This window comes from Rhodococcus qingshengii JCM 15477 (genome assembly GCF_023221595.1).
Lineage (GTDB): Bacteria > Actinomycetota > Actinomycetes > Mycobacteriales > Mycobacteriaceae > Rhodococcus_F > Rhodococcus_F qingshengii.
Map to the genome: position 1 here is coordinate 3,858,679 of NZ_CP096563.1, position 21,809 is coordinate 3,880,487.

At 63.5% G+C, this 21,809-nt stretch carries 20 protein-coding genes and 1 other RNA gene; 8 read left to right on the forward strand and 13 right to left on the reverse strand.

Annotated elements, in window-relative coordinates; translation table 11 throughout:
* On the forward strand, positions 1 to 351 hold the full coding sequence (locus tag M0639_RS17510; RefSeq protein WP_042445785.1) for an inorganic pyrophosphatase: 351 nt from the start codon (positions 1 to 3) through the stop codon (positions 349 to 351).
* Here M0639_RS17510 and M0639_RS17515 read toward each other — a convergent pair.
* Genes M0639_RS17515 through M0639_RS17525 form a run of 3 tightly spaced genes read right to left on the reverse strand, consistent with a single transcriptional unit; the run spans position 344 to position 3,262 of the window.
* Positions 344 to 1,453: an LLM class flavin-dependent oxidoreductase gene (locus M0639_RS17515; RefSeq protein ID WP_007735443.1), complete on the reverse strand. Its 1,110-nt coding sequence runs from the start codon at positions 1,451 to 1,453 to the stop codon at positions 344 to 346. The genes M0639_RS17510 and M0639_RS17515 overlap by 8 nt on opposite strands.
* On the reverse strand, positions 1,453 to 2,298 hold the full coding sequence (gene thiM, locus M0639_RS17520; RefSeq protein ID WP_021344623.1) for a hydroxyethylthiazole kinase: 846 nt from the start codon (positions 2,296 to 2,298) through the stop codon (positions 1,453 to 1,455). Before thiM ends, M0639_RS17515 begins: the two co-directional genes overlap by 1 nt.
* A gap of 43 nt (positions 2,299 to 2,341) precedes the next feature.
* Positions 2,342 to 3,262 (reverse strand): sulfurtransferase, encoded by a 921-nt coding sequence (locus tag M0639_RS17525; protein WP_082893224.1) that lies wholly within the window; start codon positions 3,260 to 3,262, stop codon positions 2,342 to 2,344.
* A 128-nt stretch (positions 3,263 to 3,390) separates the two neighbouring features.
* Here M0639_RS17525 and M0639_RS17530 point away from each other — a divergent pair, with 128 nt between their 5' ends.
* A complete protein-coding gene (locus M0639_RS17530; protein ID WP_064074740.1) occupies positions 3,391 to 4,077 on the forward strand; it encodes a GntR family transcriptional regulator in 687 nt (228 codons plus the stop codon).
* Between the two features lie 48 nt (positions 4,078 to 4,125).
* Here the strand turns inward: M0639_RS17530 and M0639_RS17535 are convergent, their stop codons facing one another.
* From M0639_RS17535 to M0639_RS17550, 4 genes are all read right to left on the reverse strand, one after another.
* A complete protein-coding gene (locus M0639_RS17535; RefSeq protein WP_042445775.1) occupies positions 4,126 to 4,647 on the reverse strand; it encodes a hypothetical protein in 522 nt (173 codons plus the stop codon).
* Positions 4,648 to 4,665: 18 nt separating this feature from the next.
* Complete coding sequence (locus M0639_RS17540) at positions 4,666 to 5,697, reverse strand: cupin domain-containing protein (protein ID WP_064074741.1); 1,032 nt, start codon at positions 5,695 to 5,697, stop codon at positions 4,666 to 4,668.
* 59 nt (positions 5,698 to 5,756) lie between these two features.
* Positions 5,757 to 6,578 (reverse strand): alpha/beta fold hydrolase, encoded by an 822-nt coding sequence (locus M0639_RS17545; protein WP_064074742.1) that lies wholly within the window; start codon positions 6,576 to 6,578, stop codon positions 5,757 to 5,759.
* A 188-nt stretch (positions 6,579 to 6,766) separates the two neighbouring features.
* Complete coding sequence (locus M0639_RS17550) at positions 6,767 to 7,894, reverse strand: NDMA-dependent alcohol dehydrogenase (RefSeq protein WP_003941634.1); 1,128 nt, start codon at positions 7,892 to 7,894, stop codon at positions 6,767 to 6,769.
* Positions 7,895 to 8,060: 166 nt separating this feature from the next.
* On the opposite strand from M0639_RS17550, the gene M0639_RS17555 reads away from it, so the two are divergent.
* The gene (locus tag M0639_RS17555; protein ID WP_007735449.1) at positions 8,061 to 8,921 is read left to right on the forward strand and encodes a spermidine synthase; all 861 of its coding nucleotides are present in this window, start codon (positions 8,061 to 8,063) and stop codon (positions 8,919 to 8,921) included.
* Between the two features lie 9 nt (positions 8,922 to 8,930).
* Here M0639_RS17555 and M0639_RS17560 read toward each other — a convergent pair whose 3' ends face one another.
* From M0639_RS17560 to M0639_RS17570, 3 genes are all read right to left on the reverse strand, one after another.
* The gene (locus tag M0639_RS17560; protein ID WP_064074743.1) at positions 8,931 to 11,945 is read right to left on the reverse strand and encodes a bifunctional [glutamine synthetase] adenylyltransferase/[glutamine synthetase]-adenylyl-L-tyrosine phosphorylase; all 3,015 of its coding nucleotides are present in this window, start codon (positions 11,943 to 11,945) and stop codon (positions 8,931 to 8,933) included.
* Entirely contained in the window at positions 11,942 to 13,282 is a 1,341-nt protein-coding gene (locus M0639_RS17565) for a glutamine synthetase family protein (protein ID WP_003941637.1), read from the reverse strand. The genes M0639_RS17560 and M0639_RS17565 overlap by 4 nt, the downstream gene beginning before the upstream one ends.
* A gap of 107 nt (positions 13,283 to 13,389) precedes the next feature.
* On the reverse strand, positions 13,390 to 14,961 hold the full coding sequence (locus tag M0639_RS17570; RefSeq protein ID WP_064074744.1) for an alpha/beta hydrolase: 1,572 nt from the start codon (positions 14,959 to 14,961) through the stop codon (positions 13,390 to 13,392).
* A gap of 207 nt (positions 14,962 to 15,168) precedes the next feature.
* Between M0639_RS17570 and panB the strand changes: the two genes are divergently transcribed.
* Genes panB through pip form a run of 3 tightly spaced genes read left to right on the forward strand, consistent with a single transcriptional unit; the run spans position 15,169 to position 17,513 of the window.
* Positions 15,169 to 16,038 (forward strand): 3-methyl-2-oxobutanoate hydroxymethyltransferase, encoded by an 870-nt coding sequence (panB, locus tag M0639_RS17575; RefSeq protein ID WP_064074745.1) that lies wholly within the window; start codon positions 15,169 to 15,171, stop codon positions 16,036 to 16,038.
* Positions 16,039 to 16,089: 51 nt separating this feature from the next.
* A complete protein-coding gene (locus M0639_RS17580) occupies positions 16,090 to 16,530 on the forward strand; it encodes a hypothetical protein (protein WP_042445770.1) in 441 nt (146 codons plus the stop codon).
* Positions 16,530 to 17,513, forward strand: coding sequence for a prolyl aminopeptidase (gene pip, locus M0639_RS17585; RefSeq protein ID WP_050656434.1), 984 nt, complete (start codon positions 16,530 to 16,532; stop codon positions 17,511 to 17,513). Before M0639_RS17580 ends, pip begins: the two co-directional genes overlap by 1 nt.
* Positions 17,514 to 17,517: 4 nt before the next feature.
* On the opposite strand, the gene M0639_RS17590 is transcribed toward pip, so the two are convergent.
* The 3 genes from M0639_RS17590 to rnpB all read right to left on the reverse strand — a co-directional run bounded on the left by M0639_RS17590 (position 17,518) and on the right by rnpB (position 19,955).
* Positions 17,518 to 18,927, reverse strand: a complete 1,410-nt coding sequence (locus M0639_RS17590; protein ID WP_007735456.1) for an RNB domain-containing ribonuclease — start codon at positions 18,925 to 18,927, stop codon at positions 17,518 to 17,520.
* A gap of 108 nt (positions 18,928 to 19,035) precedes the next feature.
* Positions 19,036 to 19,221, reverse strand: coding sequence for a hypothetical protein (locus M0639_RS17595; protein ID WP_007735457.1), 186 nt, complete (start codon positions 19,219 to 19,221; stop codon positions 19,036 to 19,038).
* Positions 19,222 to 19,540: 319 nt separating this feature from the next.
* Positions 19,541 to 19,955, reverse strand: an RNA gene (rnpB, locus tag M0639_RS17600) — RNase P RNA component class A.
* A gap of 54 nt (positions 19,956 to 20,009) precedes the next feature.
* Here rnpB and M0639_RS17605 point away from each other — a divergent pair.
* Positions 20,010 to 20,537: a DUF1697 domain-containing protein gene (locus M0639_RS17605; protein WP_007735458.1), complete on the forward strand. Its 528-nt coding sequence runs from the start codon at positions 20,010 to 20,012 to the stop codon at positions 20,535 to 20,537.
* A 28-nt stretch (positions 20,538 to 20,565) separates the two neighbouring features.
* Positions 20,566 to 21,801: an SLC13 family permease gene (locus M0639_RS17610; protein ID WP_064074746.1), complete on the forward strand. Its 1,236-nt coding sequence runs from the start codon at positions 20,566 to 20,568 to the stop codon at positions 21,799 to 21,801.
* The last annotated feature ends 8 nt before the right edge of the window (positions 21,802 to 21,809 follow it).

Consider the following 21,809-nt stretch of genomic DNA (forward strand, 5'->3'; position numbering starts at 1 on the left):
ATGAGCGAAGAACTGTTCGCCGCCCTCGATCACCTGGCTGCCACGTCAGCTGTCGTGATCGATCGCCCCCGAGGGTCGGCACACCCGCGGTACCCCGATGCGATCTATCCGCTCGACTACGGCTATCTCGACGGCACGGTCAGCGCGGACGGCGACGGGATCGATCTGTTCCGAGGCTCGGCCGTCGGCAACGGTGTTGTCGCCGTGGCCGTTGTTGCCGACATCGTCAAGAAGGACGTGGAAGTCAAGATCCTTCTCGAATGTACTGCGCCTGAAATCGACACTGCCACAATATTTCTCCGTGACGTTCTAGGTCTCGGTGCCACTGTCTTGCGGCGCGCCGTCAGCTGAGTTCGTCGAATCGCGGAACAAGATGCTCCGCAACCCACTTCGCTTCCTCGATCAGAGGCCAACCTGCCAGGATCAGTGCAGTCAAACCGGTTCGGCTGCGAAGCGTGCGTACCGAGTCCGTGATCGAATCCGGATCGCCGACGTAGTACACCGCCGATGACCCGGTGCCGAAGATGTCGAGGGGTGACCACGCCGTGATACCCGCGTACAGCCCGTCACCGACGTACAACTCCTCCGGTTCCGGAAGTCGGCCGGAAGCAATCTTGTCCGCCCAACCCTGCCGCTGAGCGTCGCGAGCGGTGAAAGTCTTGAGGTCTTGCTTCCCCTGAGTGCGACGACGCACTGCGTTGTCCAAGACATGAGCGATCTGCTCGACGCCCGTCTTCTCGAACAACGAACGGAACCGGTCGTGCGCCTGCGCCTTGGTGGGGCGAACGATCACACCGGTGAGCGCACCGAAGTCGGTGAACTCGCGCCCGGCTGCCTCCGCCGCCGCCCGTGCGGCAGAGAATTTGTCTTCGATGAACGAAGTCTCGCGCAACATCGCCAAGTAGGTGTCGAGCACCTTGCCTGAATTCGCCAGGCCTGCAGGCGAATCACCGGTACCCCACAGCGGAACCTGATGCCCAGCGGGCGCATCGATACGCAGTGGTGTGTTGGGAAAGTTCGACTCCGTGCCTTCGGCGTAGATGCGGCGGAAGTCCGCCCAGTACTGCTCCCCCAACTCGTAACGCTCGTCGTGGGGCACGTTCATGTCGTACTTGGTCAGGATGTTCTCGCGTCCGTTGACCGAGTTGATCAACAGTCGGCCGCCGCTGAAGGCGTCGAAAGTCAATGCCTTCTCCGCCAGCAGTCGCGCCGGCGTCATGTTCGCGTAGACAGCGACGAGGAACTTCATGCGCGTGGTGTGCGCTGCCGCCCACGTCGCCGAGATGAACGGATCGTTCGGCCAGGTGGCAACAAGCGCACCTTCGAATCCGCCGTCGTCGATGGTCTTCGCGAGCTCGATCTGCCTGGCCCCGTCCACGGGGAACAGCCCACCGGGGCTCCACGGGTAGTCCCCGTCGGCCTGGGTGAGATACCAGAATGTCTTGATGCCCATCAGTTCTGCACTCCAGCCGGCAGGTCGAACGATTCGATTCGGGCACGTGAGCGGATGGTGTCCGCATTCACGTTGTAGAGCGCGTCGAGGTACGCGACCGCGAAAGAACCAGGACCTGAGGCATTTTCCTCGGCGATCTCCGATGCCACGGCAACATGCGTATGCGCGGCAACCAATCCGTCCAGCGCGGTCGGCGTCACGGCGAGGTAGGCAGCGACCAGGCCTCCCAGAGAGCAACCGGTACTGGTCACGCGCGGCAACAGAGCGCTGCCACCGGAGACTCGGATGCCCCGAACGTCGCCGCCACCATCGCGGCCGACGATGTAGTCGACCGGTCCGGATGCCGACACGGCATCCGCATGCTTCAGGAGTGACAGAGCGGCGGGCACTGCGTCGGCGGAATCGGAGGCACTGTCGACGCCGCGGGTGTCACCGCCGAGTCCGGCCAGAGCGATGATCTCCGATGCGTTCCCGCGGATGGCGCTGGGGTGAAAGCGCAGCAGATCCACAGCGATACCGCTCCGCCAGGGTAGTCCGCCGACACCGACGGGATCCAAAACCCATGGCGTACCCGCAGTTCGCGCCGCTTCTGCTGCTATCAGGAAGGCTTCGGCTGTCCCGTCGTCCGGCGTTCCGAGGTTGACGAGCACTCCCCCGGCGATGGCAGCGAACCCACCCGCTTCGTGGACGTTGTCGATGTGAGCGTTGCTTGCGCCGGCGGCGAGCAGAACATTGGTCAAGAAGTTCGCAGAAACGATGTTGGTCAGCGACTGGACGAGCGGTACCTGATCGCGGAGTGCGTCGATCGCCGACGCGACGGTTTCGACAGAGACAGTGTCAGACATGAGAATTCCTTCAGGACGGGAGGTAATTGAGGACTGCGGCGATTCAGGACCGCGGACATCGAACATCCGCAAGCGCGCCGCCGGGCTCACCGCCGACAACCATCGGCAAAGTCGGATCTGCAGTCCATTCCTCCAACGAACCGTCATAGACCTTGACGTCCTCATAGCCGCCGCGGATCAGTGCGAGTGCTGTCAGGCACGCCGAAACTCCACCGCCGCAATAGATCACGACAGGTTCAGCGACGGCTGGTAGAACGTCAGCAGATTTCGACCGAACATCGTCCGCCGGAAGCATCCGGGCATCGGCGTCGAGAAGACCCTTCGCAGACAGATTCACACTTGACGGAATGTGTCCGCGTCGCGAATATCGCGTCTTCTCCGTTCCCTCGTACTGCTCAGGCGCCAGCGCGCACACCAGCGTTCCGGCTTCTTCTCCTGAGGACAGTGAGGCAACGCGAGGTAGATCGACCCACAGGCCAAGGTCCGTCACACTCCAACGCTTCGACGCCGACGTGTGGGTGACGTCGGCGCCGCTCGCGAGGGCGAAGCCGCATCGAGTCCATTCGGCGACGCCACCGTCGAGGACCCTTGCTTCGATGCCGGCGTTGCGAAACACCCACCAGAGCCGTGATGCCCAAGTGGTCGAACCCTGGTCGTAGATCACGATTGTCGCACCCGGTTCGATACCACTGGATTGGAGATCGGACATCAACTGCTCCGTTGACGGGCGTGTGAAATGCAGCGCCGCTTCCCTTTCGGAAAAGACGTCCATGAGGTCGACGTGTCGGGAACCCGGGATGTGCGAGGAAACCCAGCCGTCGTACCCGGACTCCGGGCGATAGTCGCCGTCGAATCGCGCGGGAGGAAAATGAACCGTCGCGTCGAGCACAGCGACGCCTCCCTCGCGCAGCATCGCGTCGAGTTCAGCAGCACTCACCAGCGGCGACGCGGTCTCTCCAGCCACTTCAGACCCTCTCCCTCGGAAACGAACAAGCACGAACCTAAATGAGTACTAGCGTATACGCAAGTACTCACTCGTCGCCGATGGCATAATCGAACGCGCTCTACTTGCATGCACAGGAATGAGGACACATGGATCTCGACGCCGATACGAGCACCACCGATCTGCTGGTGCCGGAGGCTGCGCTGGGCCGGTCCGATCAGACCTCGCGGCAGTACCTGCGCCTGCGAGCCGACATCCTGGCCGGCAAGTTCCCCCAGGGCTCTCCGCTGCACGAGACTCAATTGTGCGAATCGTACGGCGCATCGCGTACCCCGATCCGCGAGGCACTCAACTGGCTCGCGCACGACGGTCTACTCGAACGAGCCGCCCGCGGTTTTCGTGTCCGTTCCGGCACACCCGAGGACGTCATCGAAATCTACGCAGCGCGGGTTGCCCTCGAATCGGAAGCCGCCGGCGCCGCCGCACTCCGCCACAGCGATCTCGACCTTGCCCGCCTGGACGGATTGCACGAGTTCTGCTGCACTGCAACAGAAGGCACCGAGGTTCGTGCCGGAAACTTCAAGTTTCACGAGGCCCTCTGGCAGGCCGCCCACAATTCCACGATCACCTCATTGCTGATCCGCCTCACCACCCAATTGCGAATCTACGACAGCGGCCCGCCGTCGAACTACGGCGAACCTGACCTGCTCAATTCGGAGCATCAAGAGATCCTGAACGCCATCCGCGCCCGGGACGAATCGTCCGCAAGTGGTCACATGCGCAACCATCTCGAGCGCAGCCGCGACCAACGAATAAGGATGTTCGCCAGCCGCTGACTTCAGACAGCCCCGAGTTCTGCACACTGACGCCTGCGCCGCCGTCGCTCAGACGGGGAGCGTGCCGGTGTCGACGTCGTACACGCTCTCGGCCGGGCTCGACATCACTCGATCCGCCATCTCCTGCTTGAGCTCTGTCAGCCGTGACTCGTCTTCGGCCGTCCGGTCGGACTTACGGGACAGAGTAATGAACTCGTCGACGACGAACCCCTCCCGAACAGTCAGCGTGACGCTCGCGCCGCGATAGGTGATCCGAAATACATACAGCGCGAGCGTATTTCCACGTTCACGCCTGGCCAAGGAACTGTCAACGGTGTACCGCCCTTCGGTCACCGCGCGCGTGACCAACTCGAACGCATCGCGCACTCCTGGTCCGCCGTGTGCGGTGGTGACGACCAGCTCGCGACGCTCGACGGAGCCTTCCCCGCCGAGCACACCGAGAGCGCGCTCGAGAACCTTGTAGGCATGCGCCACGCCGCCCGGGGCCTGCGGACCGTGATAGCGGAGGGCGTCCTCGTACGTGAAGTCGAGCATCGTCCCGTGATCGGTCACGGTGAGCGTGGTGGCCATGATGGGCGTCCTTGCCGGTCAGTGCTGGCGGTCGATCGGATTGATCCGCGAGACGATGAGCGGATCGATCGGAGTGAAAGGGAAGTGCGGCAGCTCCCGCTCCGGAACGCCGAACGAGGCCGAGAGAACGCCGCGTGAGAACGCGGAAGCCGTTGCACGGTAGCCTATGTCGCCCGGCGTCGGCTGGTCGAAGAAGATGAGGAAGTTGATGTCCTCGTCACCTAGAACCTCGATGTGATGGGGATAGGCACGCGGAACGAAATACACCTGACCAGGCTCCAGTAGGTAGGTGTCGAGCGAACCGTCCGGATCGAGGACCGTCATCCGCCCGTGACCACGATGCACGTATCCCATTTCGGCAGTGACGGGATGCCAGTGTGGCTCACGCATCCCACTCTCGCGAATAGTCAACGAGTACATCGAAAGATCCTCCAGCGCCGCCCAATACTGCTTGCGCGCCACTTTCGCCTGTCCGTACGGATATGCGAGAGGCGCGATCTGGCCTTCGAGATCGAAGAGATGCGCGTTGGGAAGGCCGGCGGTATCGGGAACGACGGCGGCGCCGTCCCGCCGAACTATCTGGGACGCATCGGCTCTACCGAAGACGTCGAAGGCCGATGCGGCGAGATCGTACGTGTTGCCGAGCACCGCGTTCGACATTGCGCTGACGCTACTCTGCAACGAAAAGTGCTGCGGGAGTGAAGTACGCAGGGCAGCGATGATCTCCGCCTCCTCCTCTCCGACATTCTCGATGTGATAAATCGCGCCGGATTCGACGTGATACATCTGCCCCGCTCGCACCACGAAGCTGGCGAACTCGTCAGCATTGCCCAGCATCGAGACGAGCACGGTTCCGCTGGTGACGTAGGCGATCTGGTTCGCGTTGACGTTCCATTGTGGTTCACGGATCGCGCCGGGACCGAGAACAATTCGTTTGATCGACAGACCGGACAGGATCGGCAACGAACTCGTGTCGAGTTGCGAGATCGACCCAAGTTCGTTCTCGAAGACACTGGGGCCATTGCATAGTGAGGCAACGTGTGTAGACATGGCAATTTTATCCTTCCCACTCTGGTCCTTTCGACTCCGGTCCTTCCGCCTCGCTGACGTCAGTCCTCGATGAACGCGAGAATGTCCTGGTCCAGTGTCTTCTGATATGAGCCGTAGATGCCGTGAGGTGCGCCCGGATACACCTTCAGCGTGCCCTTCTTCACCAGCTTGATCGCCTTCTCGGCCGCTGCGCCGATCGGCACGATCTGATCGTCGTCGCCCTGAGCGATGAGGAACGGAACGTCGATGGCTTCGAGATCGGAGGTCTGGTCCGTCTCCGAGAATGCCTTGACGCAGTCGTAGGCCGCGGCGAGATTGACCAACATACCTTGCCGCCAGAAGTCGTCCTTCGCCCCTTGCGAGACGTCGGCACCTTCGCGGTTCGCGCCGTAAAAGCTCTCGCTGAGATCCTTGTAGAACTGCGATCGGTCTCGCAGAACTCCCTCACGGATGCCGTCGAAGACCTCGATCGGTGTGCCTTCGGGGTTGCCGTCCGACTTGACCATGATCGGCGGTACGGCGCCGGCGGTGATCACCTTGGCCACGCGCCCTTTGCCGTGCTGCGCCGCGTACCGGACCACTTCCCCGCCGCCGGTCGAATGGCCAACCAGGACCAGGTCTTTCAGGTCGAGTGTGTCGATCAGCTCAGCCAGGTCCTTGGCATATGTATCCATGTCGTTGCCGGTGTACGTCTTCGACGAGCGACCGTGTCCTCGACGATCGTGCGCGATGGTCCGGTATCCGGCGTCGGCGAACAACTTCATCTCGACCTGCCACGCGTCAGAACTCAGCGGCCACCCGTAGCTGAGGACGATCGGCCGGCCGACGCCGTGCTCGGTGTAGTAGATCTCGGTTCCGTCGGAGGTGGTGATGTAGGGCATGCTCTGCTCTTCTCTGTCGAGTCGTGGACTGAGATCCGGACACGGTGCCCGGTTTCCTCACTCTGCGAGTGCCCACTACGGGGGCAGTCGACTCATCGATCGACAGAAATGTGCGTGGGGGCAGAAGACTCCGGCCCGACACCACGAAGCGTGGTGCCGGGCCGGAGCCTTCAGTCAAAGGGAAACGATCAGTAATCGTCCTCCGTGTAGACGATCATCCCCCGCAGATTCTTTCCTTCGAGCATGTCGGCGTACCCCTCGTTGATCTCCTCGAGCTTGTAAGTCTTGGTCACCAACTCGTCGAGTTTGAGCGCGCCGCTTCGGTAGTGATCGAGCAACTTGGGAATCTGGGACCGTGGCCCTACCCCGCCGAAGATGGCTCCCTGCAAACGCTTCTGCAGAAGGGTCAGCTCGAAGAGGCTGAGCGTCACCTGCGAATCTGCGTAATGCCCCATTCCGACGACCACGACCTGGCCACCCTTGCCCGTCGCGCTGAGCGCGGGCTGAATGATGTCGCCGTGAATCTCGCCCACGGTGATCACGGTGACGTCGGCCATCTTGCCCCAGGTGATCTCGCCGATCACCGGTAGCGCTTCCTCGAGGGAGGCAAAAGTGTGTGTGGCGCCGAATTCCTTTGCCTTGTCGCGCTTGAACTCGACGGGATCGATCGCGATCACAAATCGTGCTCCGGCGGACGCCGCACCCTGCACCGAGTTGATTCCGACGCCGCCGACGCCGACGACCACCACCGTGTCGCCGACCTTGGCTCCACCGATCGCGGTGGCCGATCCCCAACCGGTGGCAACACCGCAGCCGAGCAAGGCCGCCTTGTCGAGCGGGATGTCCTTCTCGATCTTGATCACCGACGCCTCGTTGACGGTCACGTACGGCGAAAATGTTCCGAGCAGGCACATCTGGATGACCGGCTCGTCGTCGAGGGTGACGCGGTACGTCTTGTCGGAGATCGCCTGCCCGGTCAACAGGCCGGCTCCTTCGTCGCAGATGTTCTGCAGACCCTTCGCACAGGACGGACAACGTCCGCACGCCGGGATGAAGGCGAGAACCACGTGGTCGCCTTCTTCGACGCTCGCGACACCCGGTCCGACCTTCGTCACCACTCCGGCGCCTTCGTGCCCGCCCAGGGCCGGGTAGAAGGGCAGCGGGCTGGCGCCCGTACGCAAATGTTCGTCCGAATGGCACAGCCCCGATGCGGCGAGTCGGACCTGCACCTCACCCGAGACCGGGTCCCCCAGCTCGACCTCTTCGATCTCCCACGCCTGACCTGGCGCCTTGACTACCGCTGCCTTGACCTTCACCTGCACTCCTCGAAATTCTTCGTGATGCACGGACGACGAAAGAACGCGCCGGCATTTGTGTCGCCGATCACACTCCATGTACGAGTGTGCCTGAAGTAGCCCGAGAATACCGTCGGTCCGTGTGCCTTTTTGGTAGCCGCCTCTACCAGAAAGGCGCACGGCTAACATGGACACAGTGGCCAAGGGAACTCGCAAGACCAGAACTCGCAGCAGTACTCCCGAGCGAGGCGAGTCCGGTCCCGTCGCCGGCACTTTTCCGATCGATACCGGGACGTGCGAACTAGTCCGCGATCAGTACTCCGATGACAGTTGGATCATCCAGATCAACGGAGTGCCCAGTTCCCACGTGAACGTCGCGGATCCCACGGTGCTCGATTTCGAGTACATGCGGTGGATCGCGCATCTGGTCGATTCCGAACGTGACAAGGCCGAGCGCCTGCGGGTGCTTCATCTCGGCGGTGGCGCCTGCTCCATGGCCAGATACTTCGCCGCCACCTACCCTGACGCGCGTCAAGTGGTGGTCGAAATCGACGGTGCTCTGGCGGAACTTGTACGCGATTGGTTCGACCTCCCGCGCGCGCCTCTTCTGCGCATCCGCGTCGGAGAAGCCCGCGCCGTCACCGAAACTCTCACCGAGTCCACCCGGGACATCGTGATTCGAGATGTCTTCGCCGGCAGCACAACTCCGACACCACTGACGACGGCGCAATTCACCACCCACGTACGACGCGTGCTCGCACCGGGCGGCATCTACATCGTCAACTGCGGCGACACCCCGGATCTCCAGGGCGCGCGCAGCGAGGCCGCAACCATCGGCGCACAGTTCGAACACATGGCGATCATCGCCGATCCCGCGATGCTCAAGGGCCGCCGCTACGGCAACATGATCATCGCGGGCAGCGACGTACCGATCGGCGGGCAACCCGCGCTCGCGCGCGAGCTACTCGGCGGCGGAGTTCCCGCCCACGTGTGGCAGGACGCCGAAGTCCGCAAGTTCGCCGCGAATGCGCCGGTTCGCCAAGACTGAGCAAAAACGCTACTCCCCGCCGAAGACCCTCTCCACCACTGCTTTTGCCCGACGCGTGATGCGCAGGTAGTTGTCGAGGAACTCCCCTGCGTCGTCGCCGTATCCAGCGACCTGCGCCACCGCCGCGAGAACACGGCCCGGGCCGGGAAGCTGATCGGTCGGCTTGCCTCGCACCAGAACGAGGCAGTTGCGTGCCTTCGTCGCGGTGATCCAGGCGTCACGCAGCAGTTCGACGTCACCTTCGCTGAGCAGTTCCGCGGCGCCGATGGCGTCGAGAGTCTCGAGGGTCGATGTGTTGTGCAGCGACTCGATCTTGTCGGCATGGCGTAGCTGCAGCAGTTGCACAGTCCACTCGATGTCGGCCAAGCCTCCGCGACCCAGTTTCGTGTGCGTCGCCGGATCGGCTCCGCGCGGGAGCCTTTCGGAATCGACTCGCGCCTTGATGCGCCGGATCTCGCGCACCGCCGCATCACTGACGCCGCCCTCGGGGTAGCGGGTCTTGTCGATCATGTGCAGGAACCGCAGTCCCAGTTCAGGATCACCGGCAACCGGGTGCGCACGAAGCAGCGCTTGAATCTCCCACGCCTGAGCCCACTTCGCGTAGTACGCGTCGTAGGACTCGAGAGTGCGCACCATCGGACCGTTACGGCCTTCCGGACGCAATCCGGTGTCGACTTCGAGCGGAGGATCCGTGCTCGGTGCCCCGAGAAGCTTGCGCACCTTGTCGGCAATGCTGTTGGCCCACTTGACCGCAACGGTCTCGTCGACGCCCTCGCGGGGTTCGCACACGAACAGCACGTCCGCATCGGATCCATAGCCGAGTTCGCCACCGCCGAGTCGGCCCATGCCGATGACGGAGAAACTGGCCGGCGCCTCGGTCCCGAGTTCGGTGACGCTGGCCCTGATCACCGCGGAGAGCGATGCATTGAGCACCGCGGCCCACACCGAGGACAGCGCCTTGCAGACTGCAGGAACATCGAGCATGCCGAGGATGTCGGCCGACGCGATTCGCGCAAGTTCGTGTCGCCGCAACGAGCGGGCCGCAGCAACAGCACGATTGGGATCACTGTGTCGGCCGGAGGCGGTGAGGATTCCGCGAGCGACGTCCTCGGGCTTCGGCTCGACAAGGCGCGGTCCACTCGGCGAATCCGCGAACAAGCGAATCACGTCGGGAGCCTTGATGAGCAGGTCGGGTAGGTACGCCGACGAGCCCAGCACGGTCATCAGACGCTCGGCCACCGCAGCCTCGTCGCGGAGCAGGCGCAGGAACCACGTCTGGTCGACGAGCGCGTCCGAGAGCCTGCGGTAAGCGAGCAGACCTGCATCGGGATCCGGTGTGTCCGCGAGTGATTCGAGCAGAGTCGGCAACAGGAGCGCTTGAATGCGACCCTTGCGTGAAGCGCCACTCGTCAGTGCAGTCAGATGCCCGAGAGCATGCTCGGGTGCCGTGTAACCGAGAGCGGCCAACTGGCGAACCGCGGCTTCTGGCCCCAGGACCAGTGCTTCCTTGTCCATCCGCGCCACCGATTCGAGAAGCGGGCGGTAGAACAACTTGGCGTGCAGGCGGCGAATCCGATGCGAATTCCGCTTGATCTCGGCGCGCAGGACTCCCAGGGAATCCAGACGACCGTCGGGTCGCATGTGCGCGGCGCGGGCCAGCCAACGCAGCGCTTCCTCGTCGTCCGGCGGCGGCAGGGTGTGTGTGCGCTTGAGCTTCTGCAACTGCAGACGGTGCTCGAGCAGACGCAGGAATTCGTACGACGCAGTCAGGTTGGCGGCGTCGTCGCGGCCGACGTATCCACCCGCCGCCAATGCGGTCAGTGCATCGACCGTGCTCTGGACATGCAACGAACTGTCGGCGCGCCCGTGCACCAATTGCAGGAGTTGGACGGCGAATTCGACGTCGCGCAAACTTCCGCGGCCGAGTTTGAGTTCACGCTCACGCAGTTCGGGGGGAACCATTTCCTCGACGCGTCGACGCATGGCCTGGACTTCGGGGACGAAGTCCTCGCGCTCGGAGGCGATCCACACCATCGGGCTCATCGCCTCGGAGTACTGGCGACCGAGCTCCATGTCGCCGGTCATCGGACGAGCCTTGAGCAGTGCCTGGAACTCCCAGGTCTTGGCCCAGCGCTTGTAGTACGTGATGTGGGATTCGAGGGAGCGAACCAATTCTCCGCGCTTGCCTTCGGGGCGCAGCGCAGCATCGACCTCGAAGAATGCGGAGGTTCCGATACGCATCATCTCGCCGGCAACGCGGCTGGCCGTCGCATCGGCCGGTTCGGCGACGAACACCACGTCGACGTCGGAGACGTAGTTCAGCTCGCGCGCACCACATTTGCCCATGGCGATCACGGCGAGCCGGATCGGACAGCTGCCCTCGGGACACACCGTTGCGATGGCCACCGCAAGTGCAGCGGTCAGCGCGGCGTCGGCCAGATCGGAAAGCTGGTGCCCCACAGTCTGATACGGAACTACGGGTTCGTTCTCGACGGTCGCCGCAAGATCAGCCGCGGCCAGCAGCATCAGCTGGTCCTTGTAGCTCTTACGCAGAGCAACAACAGCTTCCGGCCCGGTCACCGTGGCGCGGTAGGTCAGTGAACCTTCGGTGGCACCCTCGTCGACAGTTGCACCCACGACCTCCAGCAAGGCTGCAGTCGCCTCGTCCTTGGTCGGCAGAGCGGTGCCGTCGAGCAGTTTCCAGCCGATCGGATCCGCGGCCAGGTGGTCGCCGAAGGCCGACGACGCACCCACGAGTGCGAACAAACGGCCGCGCAGGCTCTTGTCCTTGCGCAGGACCTGATCGAGTTCGCGCCACCCGTCGCCGAGCCCGTCCTTGATCCGCACAAGGGTGCGCAGAGCGAGGTCGGCGTTCGCGGCACGCGAAAGCGACCACAAGAGTTCGATGCTCTCGGCGTCGACCCAACCGAGCTGACGCAACTCGTCGGCAGCGGTGGGCTCGACCAGCCCGAGTCGACCCGGTCCTGGAACTGCTGATCTCGCAGCGGGCGGTTTCACCGTCACAGACCGAGGTAGGTCTTGAGCTCGAACGGCGTCACGTGGCTGCGGTATTCCTCCCACTCACGACGCTTGTTGCGCAGGAAGAAATCGAAGACGTGCTCGCCGAGTGCTTCGGCCACGAGCTCCGACTTCTCCATCTCGCGCAGAGCGCTGTCCAAGTTGCTCGGCAGTTCCTTGTAACCCATGGCGCGGCGCTCGGCGGAGGTCAACGACCACACGTCGTCTTCTGCCTCGGGCGGCAAGGTGTAGCCCTTCTCGATGCCGCGAAGACCGGCAGCAAGCAGGACCGCGAAAGTCAGGTACGGGTTGCAAGCCGAGTCTGGGCTACGGATCTCGACGCGGCGCGAGGACGCCTTGTTGGGCGTGTACATCGGGACGCGGATGAGAGCCGATCGGTTGGACGGGCCCCACGACGCGGCAGTGGGTGCCTCTCCCCCGTGGACGAGTCGCTTGTACGAATTGACCCACTGGTTCGTGACCGCACTGATCTCGTTTGCGTGCTCGAGGATGCCGGCGATGAACGCCTTGCCGGTCTCGGAGAGCTGCATCGGATCGTCAGGATTGTGGAAGGCGTTGGTATCGCCCTCGAACAGGCTCATGTGGGTGTGCATCGCGGAGCCGGCCTGATCACTGAACGGCTTGGGCATAAAGCTCGCCCGGACGCCTTCACCGATCGCGACCTCCTTGACGACGTACCGGAACGTCATCACGTTGTCGGCCATCGAGAGTGCGTCGGCGTAGCGCAGATCGATCTCCTGCTGACCCGGCGCGGCCTCGTGGTGGCTGAACTCGACCGAGATGCCCATCGACTCGAGTGCGTCGATGGCGTGGCGGCGGAAATTCGGAGCCGAATCGTGCACGGCCTGGTCGAAGTATCCGCCCGAGTCGGCCGGGATCGGCGGAGTGCCGTCGATCGGGCCGTTCTCCAGAAGGAAGAACTCGATCTCCGGGTGGACGTAGCAGCTGAAGCCCAAGTCGCTGGCCTTGCTCAGCTGGCGACGCAGTACGTGGCGCGGATCGGCCCACGACGGCGAACCGTCGGGCATCGTGATGTCGCAGAACATGCGAGCGGAATGCTGCGCACCGTCCTTGTGCGCCCACGGCAGGATCTGGAATGTCGAGGCGTCGGGCCGAGCGACGGTGTCGGCTTCGGAGACTCGAGAGAATCCCTCGATGGCGGAACCGTCGAATCCGATTCCCTCCTCGAAAGCGCCTTCGAGTTCGGCGGGGGCGATCGCCACCGATTTGAGGTACCCGAGAACATCGGTGAACCACAAGCGGACAAACCGAATGTCGCGCTCTTCCAGGGTACGAAGCACGAATTCTTTTTGGCGATCCATGCACGCGAGACTAAGCAAGCCACGTTAAATCTGTGTTACATCAGTGGTCCCGGTTAACAGAGTGATTGGTCACCATCGCATAGGCGCAGCGTACGGCGCCGCGCCGGCTAACATGTCAGACCCTCTTCCGGAGCCTTCAAGTAAACGAAGTAGTCGACGACGGCATCGTCGACGCAGGAGTTTCCGTCCAGAACCACCGTGTGTTGGGTTCCGTCGAACGTGATCAGAGCAGCGCCCAACTGCTTCGCGAGATCCACTCCGGCCTGATACGGGGTCGCCGGATCCTGCGTCGTGGACACGACGACCAGCTGCGGCAGACCGGCGTCAGCGAGCGCCTGGGGGTCGAGCGCGTGAGGGCTGCCGGTAGCCGGAACGGGCCAGAACGCGCACAGGTCGAGCGGCGCTTGACCCGTCCCGCGGCCGTCGTCGAGGAACGGCGCCGCCTCGCGGTACCGAGTGTCGGATTCGCCCGCCTCGGCGCGGTCGGTGGTTGCCGGATCGTCCACGCAGCGAATGGCGTTGAACGCGTCGTTGATGTTGGAGTAGCTGCCGTCATCCTCACGGCCTTCGTACATGTCGGCGAGATTGAGCAGCGAGTCGCCGCGTCCGTCGGCCAGACTCGACAGACCCCCACGCAGCGGCGTCCACAACTGTGGCGAGTACAGAGCTTGCTGCACGCCCGTGATCGCGTCGGAATAACTCAGCCCGCGCGGATCGGTGGTCTGTGCCGGCTTCTCGATCAACGGATCGACGAGTGCCTGAAAGCGTGCCTGCGCCTGCGCCGGATCATCACCCAGCGGGCAATCCGTTCGCGAGACACAGTCGGCGACAAAGGCGTCGAACGCGCCTTGGAAGCCCTGCCCCTGCAAGACCACTTCGTCGACCGGATCCTGCTCGGGGTCGAGCGCGCCGTCGAGGACCATCGCTCGGACGTTCTGCGGAAAGGTTTCCGCGTACGTGGATCCGAGCCGGGTCCCGTACGAGAACCCGAGGTAGTTCATCTTCGGATCGCCGAGAACGCCCCGAATGACGTCCATATCTCGCACCACCTCGTAGGTACCGACATGAGCGAGGAACTCCGTACCGGTCCGCTCAGCGCACTTGGCGGCGTAGTCCTTGCTGTCCGCCTCGGCGAGAGCGATGCCCTCCGGCGTCATGTCGACGTTGACCTCCGCACGCTCCGCGTCGGTCTCCTCCGGCGTCAAACACCGAACCTGCGGGGTCGACGCCCCGATCCCCCGCGGATCGAAGCCGATCATGTCGAAACGTTCCTGCAATTCGGTGCCCGAACCCGAGGTCGCCATCGACAGCCCGGACCCACCCGGCCCGCCGGGGTTCAGCAACAGTGAGCCGATGCGGTCGCCGGTTGCCTTCGAACGCGAGATCACCACCTTCGCGGTGTCGCCGTTCGGATTCGCGTAGTCGACGGGAACGCTCACCTCGGCGCAGTCGACCCCACGCCCCAGCGGCGCAGTTCCTTCTTCGACAACTTGGTCGCACGAACCCCAGTCGAGCGTCTGCTCGTAGAATTTCTCGAGGCCGGACGGCACCGCGGACGCGGCAGAACCAGCAGGTTCCACTGATTCGGGCGTGCCTTCCGAACTGGTGCAACCGACAACCAACACGAGCACTGCTGCGCTTCCGGCGAGGGCACCGGAGAGGCGAACGAACTTCGACATGCCATCGATGGTGCCAGGAAACCGCGATAGCCAGCGGTTCGCCTCGTCTCGGCACCTACCTGATACGCGCGCGGTGATGTGACCCATTGCACCCCGTCAACTGTTCGTGTCGGCGATGTCCGGTGGCAGACTGAACACGTCATCACCCACACCCGGGGACCCGAAGGCGATCAACGCTCAGGGCCTCGAGGCCAGAAAGGGACAACGATGTCCGAAACACCTCTCTACGGTTCTGTACCCAGTGCAGTTTCTGTACCCACTGCAAGCTCTACCGATGCACCGAAGCGTAAGACGCGCATTCACCACCTCGCCGAGATGAAGCAGAACGGCGAACGCTGGTCGATGCTCACCGCTTACGACTACTCCACGGCACGCATCTTCGAAGACGCAGGCATCCCGGTGCTGCTCGTCGGCGACTCTGCCGCCAACGTCGTCTACGGCTACGACACCACCGTGCCGATCACCGTCGACGAACTGCTCCCGCTCGTGCGTGGCGTCGTTCGCGGCGCGCCGCACGCACTCGTCGTCGCCGACCTCCCCTTCGGCACCTACGAGGGTTCCGCCGAGCAGGCCCTGTCGACTGCGACGCGGTTCATGAAGGAAGGCCTCGCGCACGCCGTCAAACTCGAGGGCGGCGAGCGGATGAGCAAGCAGATCGCGGCAATCACCTCGGCCGGCATCCCCGTCATGGCTCACGTCGGATTCACCCCGCAGAGCGTGAACTCGCTCGGCGGTTTCCGCGTCCAGGGTCGTGGCGACGCGGCCGAGCAACTTGTGGCGGACGCCATTGCAGTCCAGGAAGCCGGGGCGTTCTCCGTCGTCATGGAAATGGTTCCGGCCGAGATTGCGGGCCAGGTCAGCCGCAAACTCACCATCCCCACCGTCGGCATCGGGGCCGGTTCCGAATGCGACGCTCAGGTACTCGTCTGGCAGGACATGGCGGGTTACACGAGTGGTAAGACAGCCAAGTTCGTCAAGCGTTTCGGTAACGTCGGTGACGAACTGCGTTCCGCAGCCGCAGCCTATGCATCAGAAGTTCGCACTGGCGCTTTCCCGGCCGCAGAACACAGTTTCTGATCCGAGACCGGCGAACGCCGCCTGTCTCTCAACCAGCCAGGGGTGCGTTCAATGATCGGTAACCGTCGAAGTTCTACTGCCGCAGCTGTAGTCGGCGCGGCAGCTCTCGTCACGGTGCTGAGCGGATGCGCGGGAGGGTCCACCAACTCTCCCGCGCCCAGCAGCACTACGCCCGCGAGTTCCACCAAGACGGCGCCGGCAACAACCTCCGCGTCCGGTTCGACGTTCACCGACGCTCAGGTCCAGCAGTTGTGCTCGGATATGGAAGGGCAGCTGCAGAACTGGCGGACCGTCACCCCGACGCTCGGCAAGGGCGGACTGAACACGATCGTCATCACGTGGGCGACGCAGAACGGCATCAACCTGCTCGACCTCGCCCAGAACCGCGAAAGCATCGACGCGGCAACCTCGGCCGCGTGCCCCGATGTCCGGAGCGGCGCGATTTCCGCACTCGAGATCCCCGATCTCGCCTCCGGCCTGGTGGGCTTCTGATGACCGACACTTCCGCGCAGCCGTCGGCTCTCCGGAGTCCGTATCCCCCGATCGAGCCTTTCGTCACCGGCTTCCTCGATGTCGGTGACGGCCAGAGCATGTACTGGGAAGTCAGCGGAAATCCGGACGGCAAGCCGGTGGTGTTCCTGCACGGTGGCCCCGGCGGTGGTGCGCAACCGGCGGTACGCCAGTTCTTCGATCCGGCCGCATACCGCATCGTTCTACTCGACCAGCGCGGCTGCGGGCGGTCCACCCCTCACGTTGCCGACGGCGCCGACCTGTCGGTGAACACGACGGACAAGCTGCTGGCCGACATCGAAGCCCTGCGTGAACATCTTTCGATCGACAAGTGGATGGTTTTCGGCGGGTCCTGGGGTTCCACGCTGTCCATCGCCTACGCCGAAACGTTTCCTACGCGCGTCACTGAGCTGGTCCTGCGCGGGATCTTCCTCCTGCGTCGTAGCGAGATCGACTGGTACTACAACGGCGGCGCGGGAAACATCTTCCCGGAGCGCTGGGACAAATTCCTCGAACCTGTACCCGAGGCGCAGCGCGGCGAAGACCTCGTCGCGGTCTATCACCAACTGCTCCATTCCGAAGACCCCGACGTCGCAGCCCGGGCAGCGATCGCCTGGTCGGCTTGGGAAGGATCGACGAGCTACCTGTACCCACAGGCGGACAAGATCGAACAGAACTCCGAGACCCGGTTCGCCTTGGCTTTCGCCCGTATCGAGAACCACTACTTCGTCAACGGCGGGTTCTTCGACGAGAACCAACTCCTACGCAAAAGCTCCGCACTGCACGGCATTCCGGGGACGATCGTCCAGGGCCGCTACGACGTCGTCTGCCCCGCCACCAGCGCGTGGGCGCTGCACAAGGCGTGGCCCGAATCCAAGCTCGTGATCGTCGACGACGCGGGACACTCCGCGATGGAGCCCGGCATCATGCATCACCTGGTGGAAGCCACCGATTCTTACCGGTAACTCCCTACGCCGGGAACGTGAATTCCACCGTCCGTTTGACGGTGTCGACGGCGGTGAGTCGCACCTTTGCGCGCTCACCGTCGTCGGGCGTTCCGACGCATTTCGCAATCACCGCGACCGACGGGACAAACACTTCCGCCGAGCGCTTTCCGTCCTTGGCGCGCATCACCACTGCGTCGAAGACCTCGCCGACCCGGCCGTCGAGCAGCGTGGACTCGGTCAGATCGATGCACGCACGGTCGACCTTGTTCGCCAGCGAGTCGGACCCACTCATGATGTCGGGCAGCTCGGGAAGTGCAGTGCGCGCCCATTCCGGTACCGGCGTACCAGCTGTGATCGCCAGACACACCTCGGTGCTGAAACGATCGGACAGTCGGCGCAGCGGAGCAGTCACGTGAGCGTAGGGCGCTCCGATCCCCGCATGCACCGTCAACTCCGGTAGTCGGCCGTCGAAGGCCGCGTAGTCTGCGCCGCGCAGCAACGACGGTGCAACCGACATCAGCGCCATCGTCGACGGCTCGTTGGAATCGAGTCCGGCAAGAATCTGCCCGACGCTTTGCCCCTCCGGCCACGTGATACCCAGCGCCACTGCAGTTCTCCGCAAGGTCCGAACCGCGGACTCCTCGGCAGGCGGCAGCGTGCGAAGCAACCCGATACCTGCGTCGATCATCATGCGGCCGGCACACATTCCGGTCAGCAGCGACACTTCTGCGTTCCAGTCGTCCGCTTCGGTGCGTGGCTCCAGTTCGATCCGCCAGCGAGCCGAGGACTCGTCCTCCGGCTGATCCCGAACCACTGACTGCTCGGGCAGTTTCAGCTCGATGGCACCCCTGGCAACCGCCGAGACACTGCGCAATCGTCCGAACTCCGGTAGTGCGGCGATGGACGGATGCAAGGTTCCCGCGTCGGCATCGCGCTGCACGGTCGAATAGTCCAGACGTGCCACCGATTTCACCAGAGCGCGTCTCACCTGCCACGACGTCGGCTCGGCCTGCGCGTCGAGTTCGATCCGCCACAGCGCGGCGGGACGAACCACGTCCGGCAGCAGACTCGCCGATCCCTCCGACAACGCTCGGGGATGCAGCGGGACGGAACCGTCCGGGAGATAGAAGGTTTGGCCCCGCTTGCGGGTTTCGATGTCGAGAGCGCCACCCGGCGTCACCACCGCCGCGACGTCGGCGATCGCGTAGTGCACGACGTACCCGGTCGAGATCTTCTCGATGTGCACTGCCTGGTCGAGGTCCATCGATCCGGGAGGGTCGATGGTCACGAAGGCGATACCCGTTTCGTCGACACGCCCGGCACCGAAACGATCCACGGCATTCTCGGCCTCGGCCTGCGCCGCAGCCGAGAATGCTCCTGGCAAGTCGAACTCCGCCCGAACCACTCCGAAGTCGATTCCCTGCACCATCATTCGACTTGCGGGCACGCATCCTCCATGATCGGTTCGGGCCGGTGTAGCAGCAGTACCGGTCCCAGTTGTTCGAGTCCCGGCTGTTCCAAGTCTCAGTTATTCCAAGTCTCAGTTGTTCCAGTCTTCGTCTGCCCGATCGGCGGCTTTGTTGCGTTCGGCAGCGATCTTCAATGCATGCTCGGCAGAGTCCCGATCAGGGTACGGCCCCATCCTCGTCAGCGAGGACGCACCCTTTCCCTGCGTGACGGAACCGTCGGACACGTCGAAGTACCAGAGTCGATCTTCATCAGTCATATCCACAGTGTGACATCAGAGTGAGATAGAAGCTTGTAGATCGCTGTGAGACTGATATTCTTTCTACTTGGCCTGGCAGGTGAGAACCGGACATTCGAACGGTGAGTTCTGCTTGAATGCCCAACACAAGCTACGAACAGAAAATGGAGTGCGCATGTCCGCAATTCTTTACGATTACCTCCTCCCGCTCATGGGCCATGACGCGGCAACGTACTGGGCTACGCTGCTGGTCATCAAGCCTGTCTGACAGCTTTTCGAACAAAGAAGACCCCCACCGATCCGGTGGGGGTCTTCTTTTTCTCACTGTGCAGATCGCGGGCGGACGAGTCGGCGTGTAAGCCGGATCCTGTCCTGCGGCACCGAAGTGCCGAGTGGCGACCATCCATCTGGGCACACCGTCGCCGGGTGCCTCGAGCGGTTCACCCGCAGGCTCGGGCGAGCAGCCCTCGAACACCTGCGCAGCCGCACCGCGAGCGATGCGACCTTCAACCTTGCTCCGGGCGGGGTTTACCTAGCCACCCCGGTCACCCGAGGTGCTGGTGCGCTCTTACCGCACCGTTTCACCCTTACCTGCCTCGAAAGGCAGGCGGTCTGTTTTCTGTGGCACTGTCCCGCGAGTTGCCTCGGGTTGCCGTTAACAACCGCCCTGCTCTGTGGAGTCCGGACTTTCCTCGGCCCCAGGCCTGTGCGCGATACGCGCTGGTTCCAGAAGCCGCGGCCGCCCGGCCAACTCGTCCGCCCCCGTATGCTACCGGGCGCCTGTCGGTGGCCGGCACTATGGTCACCGTATGACTCGGTACGTGGCCCTGCTACGCGGTATCAACGTGGGCGGCATCAACATCAAGATGGCGGACCTGGCGAGAGTCTTCGGTGACCTCGGATTCCAAGGGGTGAAAACCGTGTTGGCCTCAGGCAACGTTCTGTTCGACAGTCCGAGCACCGACATCCCGACGCTGAAGAAACAGATCGAATCCGCCCTTGCCCGCGAGTTCGGCTACGAGGCTTGGGTGTTCGTCCTCGACCTTCCGACACTGCAGGCGATCGTGGACAACTACCCGTTCGAGCGCGAACGCGAGGGTTGGCATGCTTATGCGATGGTTGCCTCCGAGCCGGAAATCCTGGAGGAATTGAGCACTGCAGCAGCGCAACTCGATGCCTCGGTCGAGCGTGTGGCGGCAGGCGACGGAGTCCTGTACTGGGAGGTCGAGAAGGGGCAGACCGTCAAGAGCGCGTTCGGCAGGAACACCGGAAAACCGAAGTTCAAGGCGTTCACCACAACCCGAAACCTGAACACGCTCTACAAACTGCTCAAATGACGCTCGCCCCGACACGGAGCACCATCGCGTGACTCTTCTACCGATCCTGCTCGTCGCCCTCGTCCTCGTCTTCGCGATAGTGCGTCCACGCGGGCTTCCCGAGATCGTCATCGCCGGGCCGGCAGCTGTCGTCGTTCTCCTGACCGGCGTCGTAACTCTCGACGATGCCCGCGACGAACTGGCGAGCATGGCACCCACCGTCGTCTTCCTGGTTGCCGTGCTGGTTCTCGCTCATGCCGCCGATGCTCTCGGCGTCTTTCGCTGGGTCAGCCAGATCCTGCAGCAAAAATCCCTCGCCGATCCACACCGGTTGCTGATCTATGTGTTCGGCGCCGCCGCCCTGACCACGGCGGTCCTGAGCCTCGACGCCACCGTCGTGCTGCTGACACCCGCGGTGATCGCGGCCGCACGATCCATCGGAGCAAGTCCCCGGCCGCATTCCTATGCCAGTGCGCACCTGTCGAATTCGGCGTCGACCCTGCTGCCGGTGTCCAACCTGACCAACCTCATCGCGTTTGCCGCAACAGGTTTGACGTTCTTGCACTTCACCGCATTGATGGCGTTGCCGTGGGTCGTGACGATCGCTGTCGAGTACCTGATTTTTCGACTGTTCTTCCGTTCGGAACTCGCGCGGGGCGACAGCGCCGAACCGCCGGTGGCAGCCAGATCTGCGCCTGCGCCGATTCTGCCGCTGACGGTGATCGGAATGACGCTGCTCGGTTTCGCGGTTTCGGGTTTCTTCGGGATCGAGCCCGCCTGGATCGCGGTGGTGGGTGCGAGTGTCCTGGGAGCGATCGCTCTGGCTCGGCACCGTACGACCGCCGCCAAGATGCTCTACGCTGCCGACCTCTGGTTCTGCGCGTTCGTCCTGGTTCTCGGAATCATCGTCGCCGGAGTCGCGAACGGGCCGGTGGGCGAATGGATTGCGCAGATCCTGCCAGGCGACACCAGCTACGGCTCACTGCTCTTTGTCGCCGCGGTAGCGGCGGTTGCGTCCAATCTCGTCAACAACCTGCCGGCAACCTTGCTGATGATCGCAGCGCTCGGAACGGCGGCACCTCCAGCGCTGGTGCTTGCGATGTTGATCGGCGTCAACCTCGGCCCCAACCTCACCTACGTGGGCTCACTGGCAACGATGCTCTGGCGACGAGTCGCCACCAGCGCGGGCGCACCGCCCACGCTGGCGACATTCACTCTGCTCGGGGTCATCACGACGCCACTGACGCTGCTCGCCGCCGTGAGCGCCCTGTGGTTGGTGATCTGATCAGAGGC

Bases quoted from the DNA above. Each gene is read 5' to 3' on its own strand.
- M0639_RS17510 (WP_042445785.1), top strand. From the start codon at position 1: ATGAGCGAAGAACTGTTCGCCGCCCTCGATCACCTGGCTGCCACGTCA.
- M0639_RS17515 (WP_007735443.1), bottom strand. From the start codon at position 1,453: ATGGGCATCAAGACATTCTGGTATCTCACCCAGGCCGACGGGGACTAC.
- thiM (WP_021344623.1), bottom strand. From the start codon at position 2,298: ATGTCTGACACTGTCTCTGTCGAAACCGTCGCGTCGGCGATCGACGCA.
- M0639_RS17530 (WP_064074740.1), top strand. From the start codon at position 3,391: ATGGATCTCGACGCCGATACGAGCACCACCGATCTGCTGGTGCCGGAG.
- M0639_RS17535 (WP_042445775.1), bottom strand. From the start codon at position 4,647: ATGGCCACCACGCTCACCGTGACCGATCACGGGACGATGCTCGACTTC.
- M0639_RS17540 (WP_064074741.1), bottom strand. From the start codon at position 5,697: ATGTCTACACACGTTGCCTCACTATGCAATGGCCCCAGTGTCTTCGAG.
- M0639_RS17545 (WP_064074742.1), bottom strand. From the start codon at position 6,578: ATGCCCTACATCACCACCTCCGACGGAACCGAGATCTACTACACCGAG.
- M0639_RS17555 (WP_007735449.1), top strand. From the start codon at position 8,061: ATGGACACAGTGGCCAAGGGAACTCGCAAGACCAGAACTCGCAGCAGT.
- M0639_RS17565 (WP_003941637.1), bottom strand. From the start codon at position 13,282: ATGGATCGCCAAAAAGAATTCGTGCTTCGTACCCTGGAAGAGCGCGAC.
- M0639_RS17570 (WP_064074744.1), bottom strand. From the start codon at position 14,961: ATGTCGAAGTTCGTTCGCCTCTCCGGTGCCCTCGCCGGAAGCGCAGCA.
- panB (WP_064074745.1), top strand. From the start codon at position 15,169: ATGTCCGAAACACCTCTCTACGGTTCTGTACCCAGTGCAGTTTCTGTA.
- M0639_RS17580 (WP_042445770.1), top strand. From the start codon at position 16,090: ATGATCGGTAACCGTCGAAGTTCTACTGCCGCAGCTGTAGTCGGCGCG.
- pip (WP_050656434.1), top strand. From the start codon at position 16,530: ATGACCGACACTTCCGCGCAGCCGTCGGCTCTCCGGAGTCCGTATCCC.
- M0639_RS17590 (WP_007735456.1), bottom strand. From the start codon at position 18,927: ATGATGGTGCAGGGAATCGACTTCGGAGTGGTTCGGGCGGAGTTCGAC.
- M0639_RS17595 (WP_007735457.1), bottom strand. From the start codon at position 19,221: ATGACTGATGAAGATCGACTCTGGTACTTCGACGTGTCCGACGGTTCC.
- M0639_RS17605 (WP_007735458.1), top strand. From the start codon at position 20,010: ATGACTCGGTACGTGGCCCTGCTACGCGGTATCAACGTGGGCGGCATC.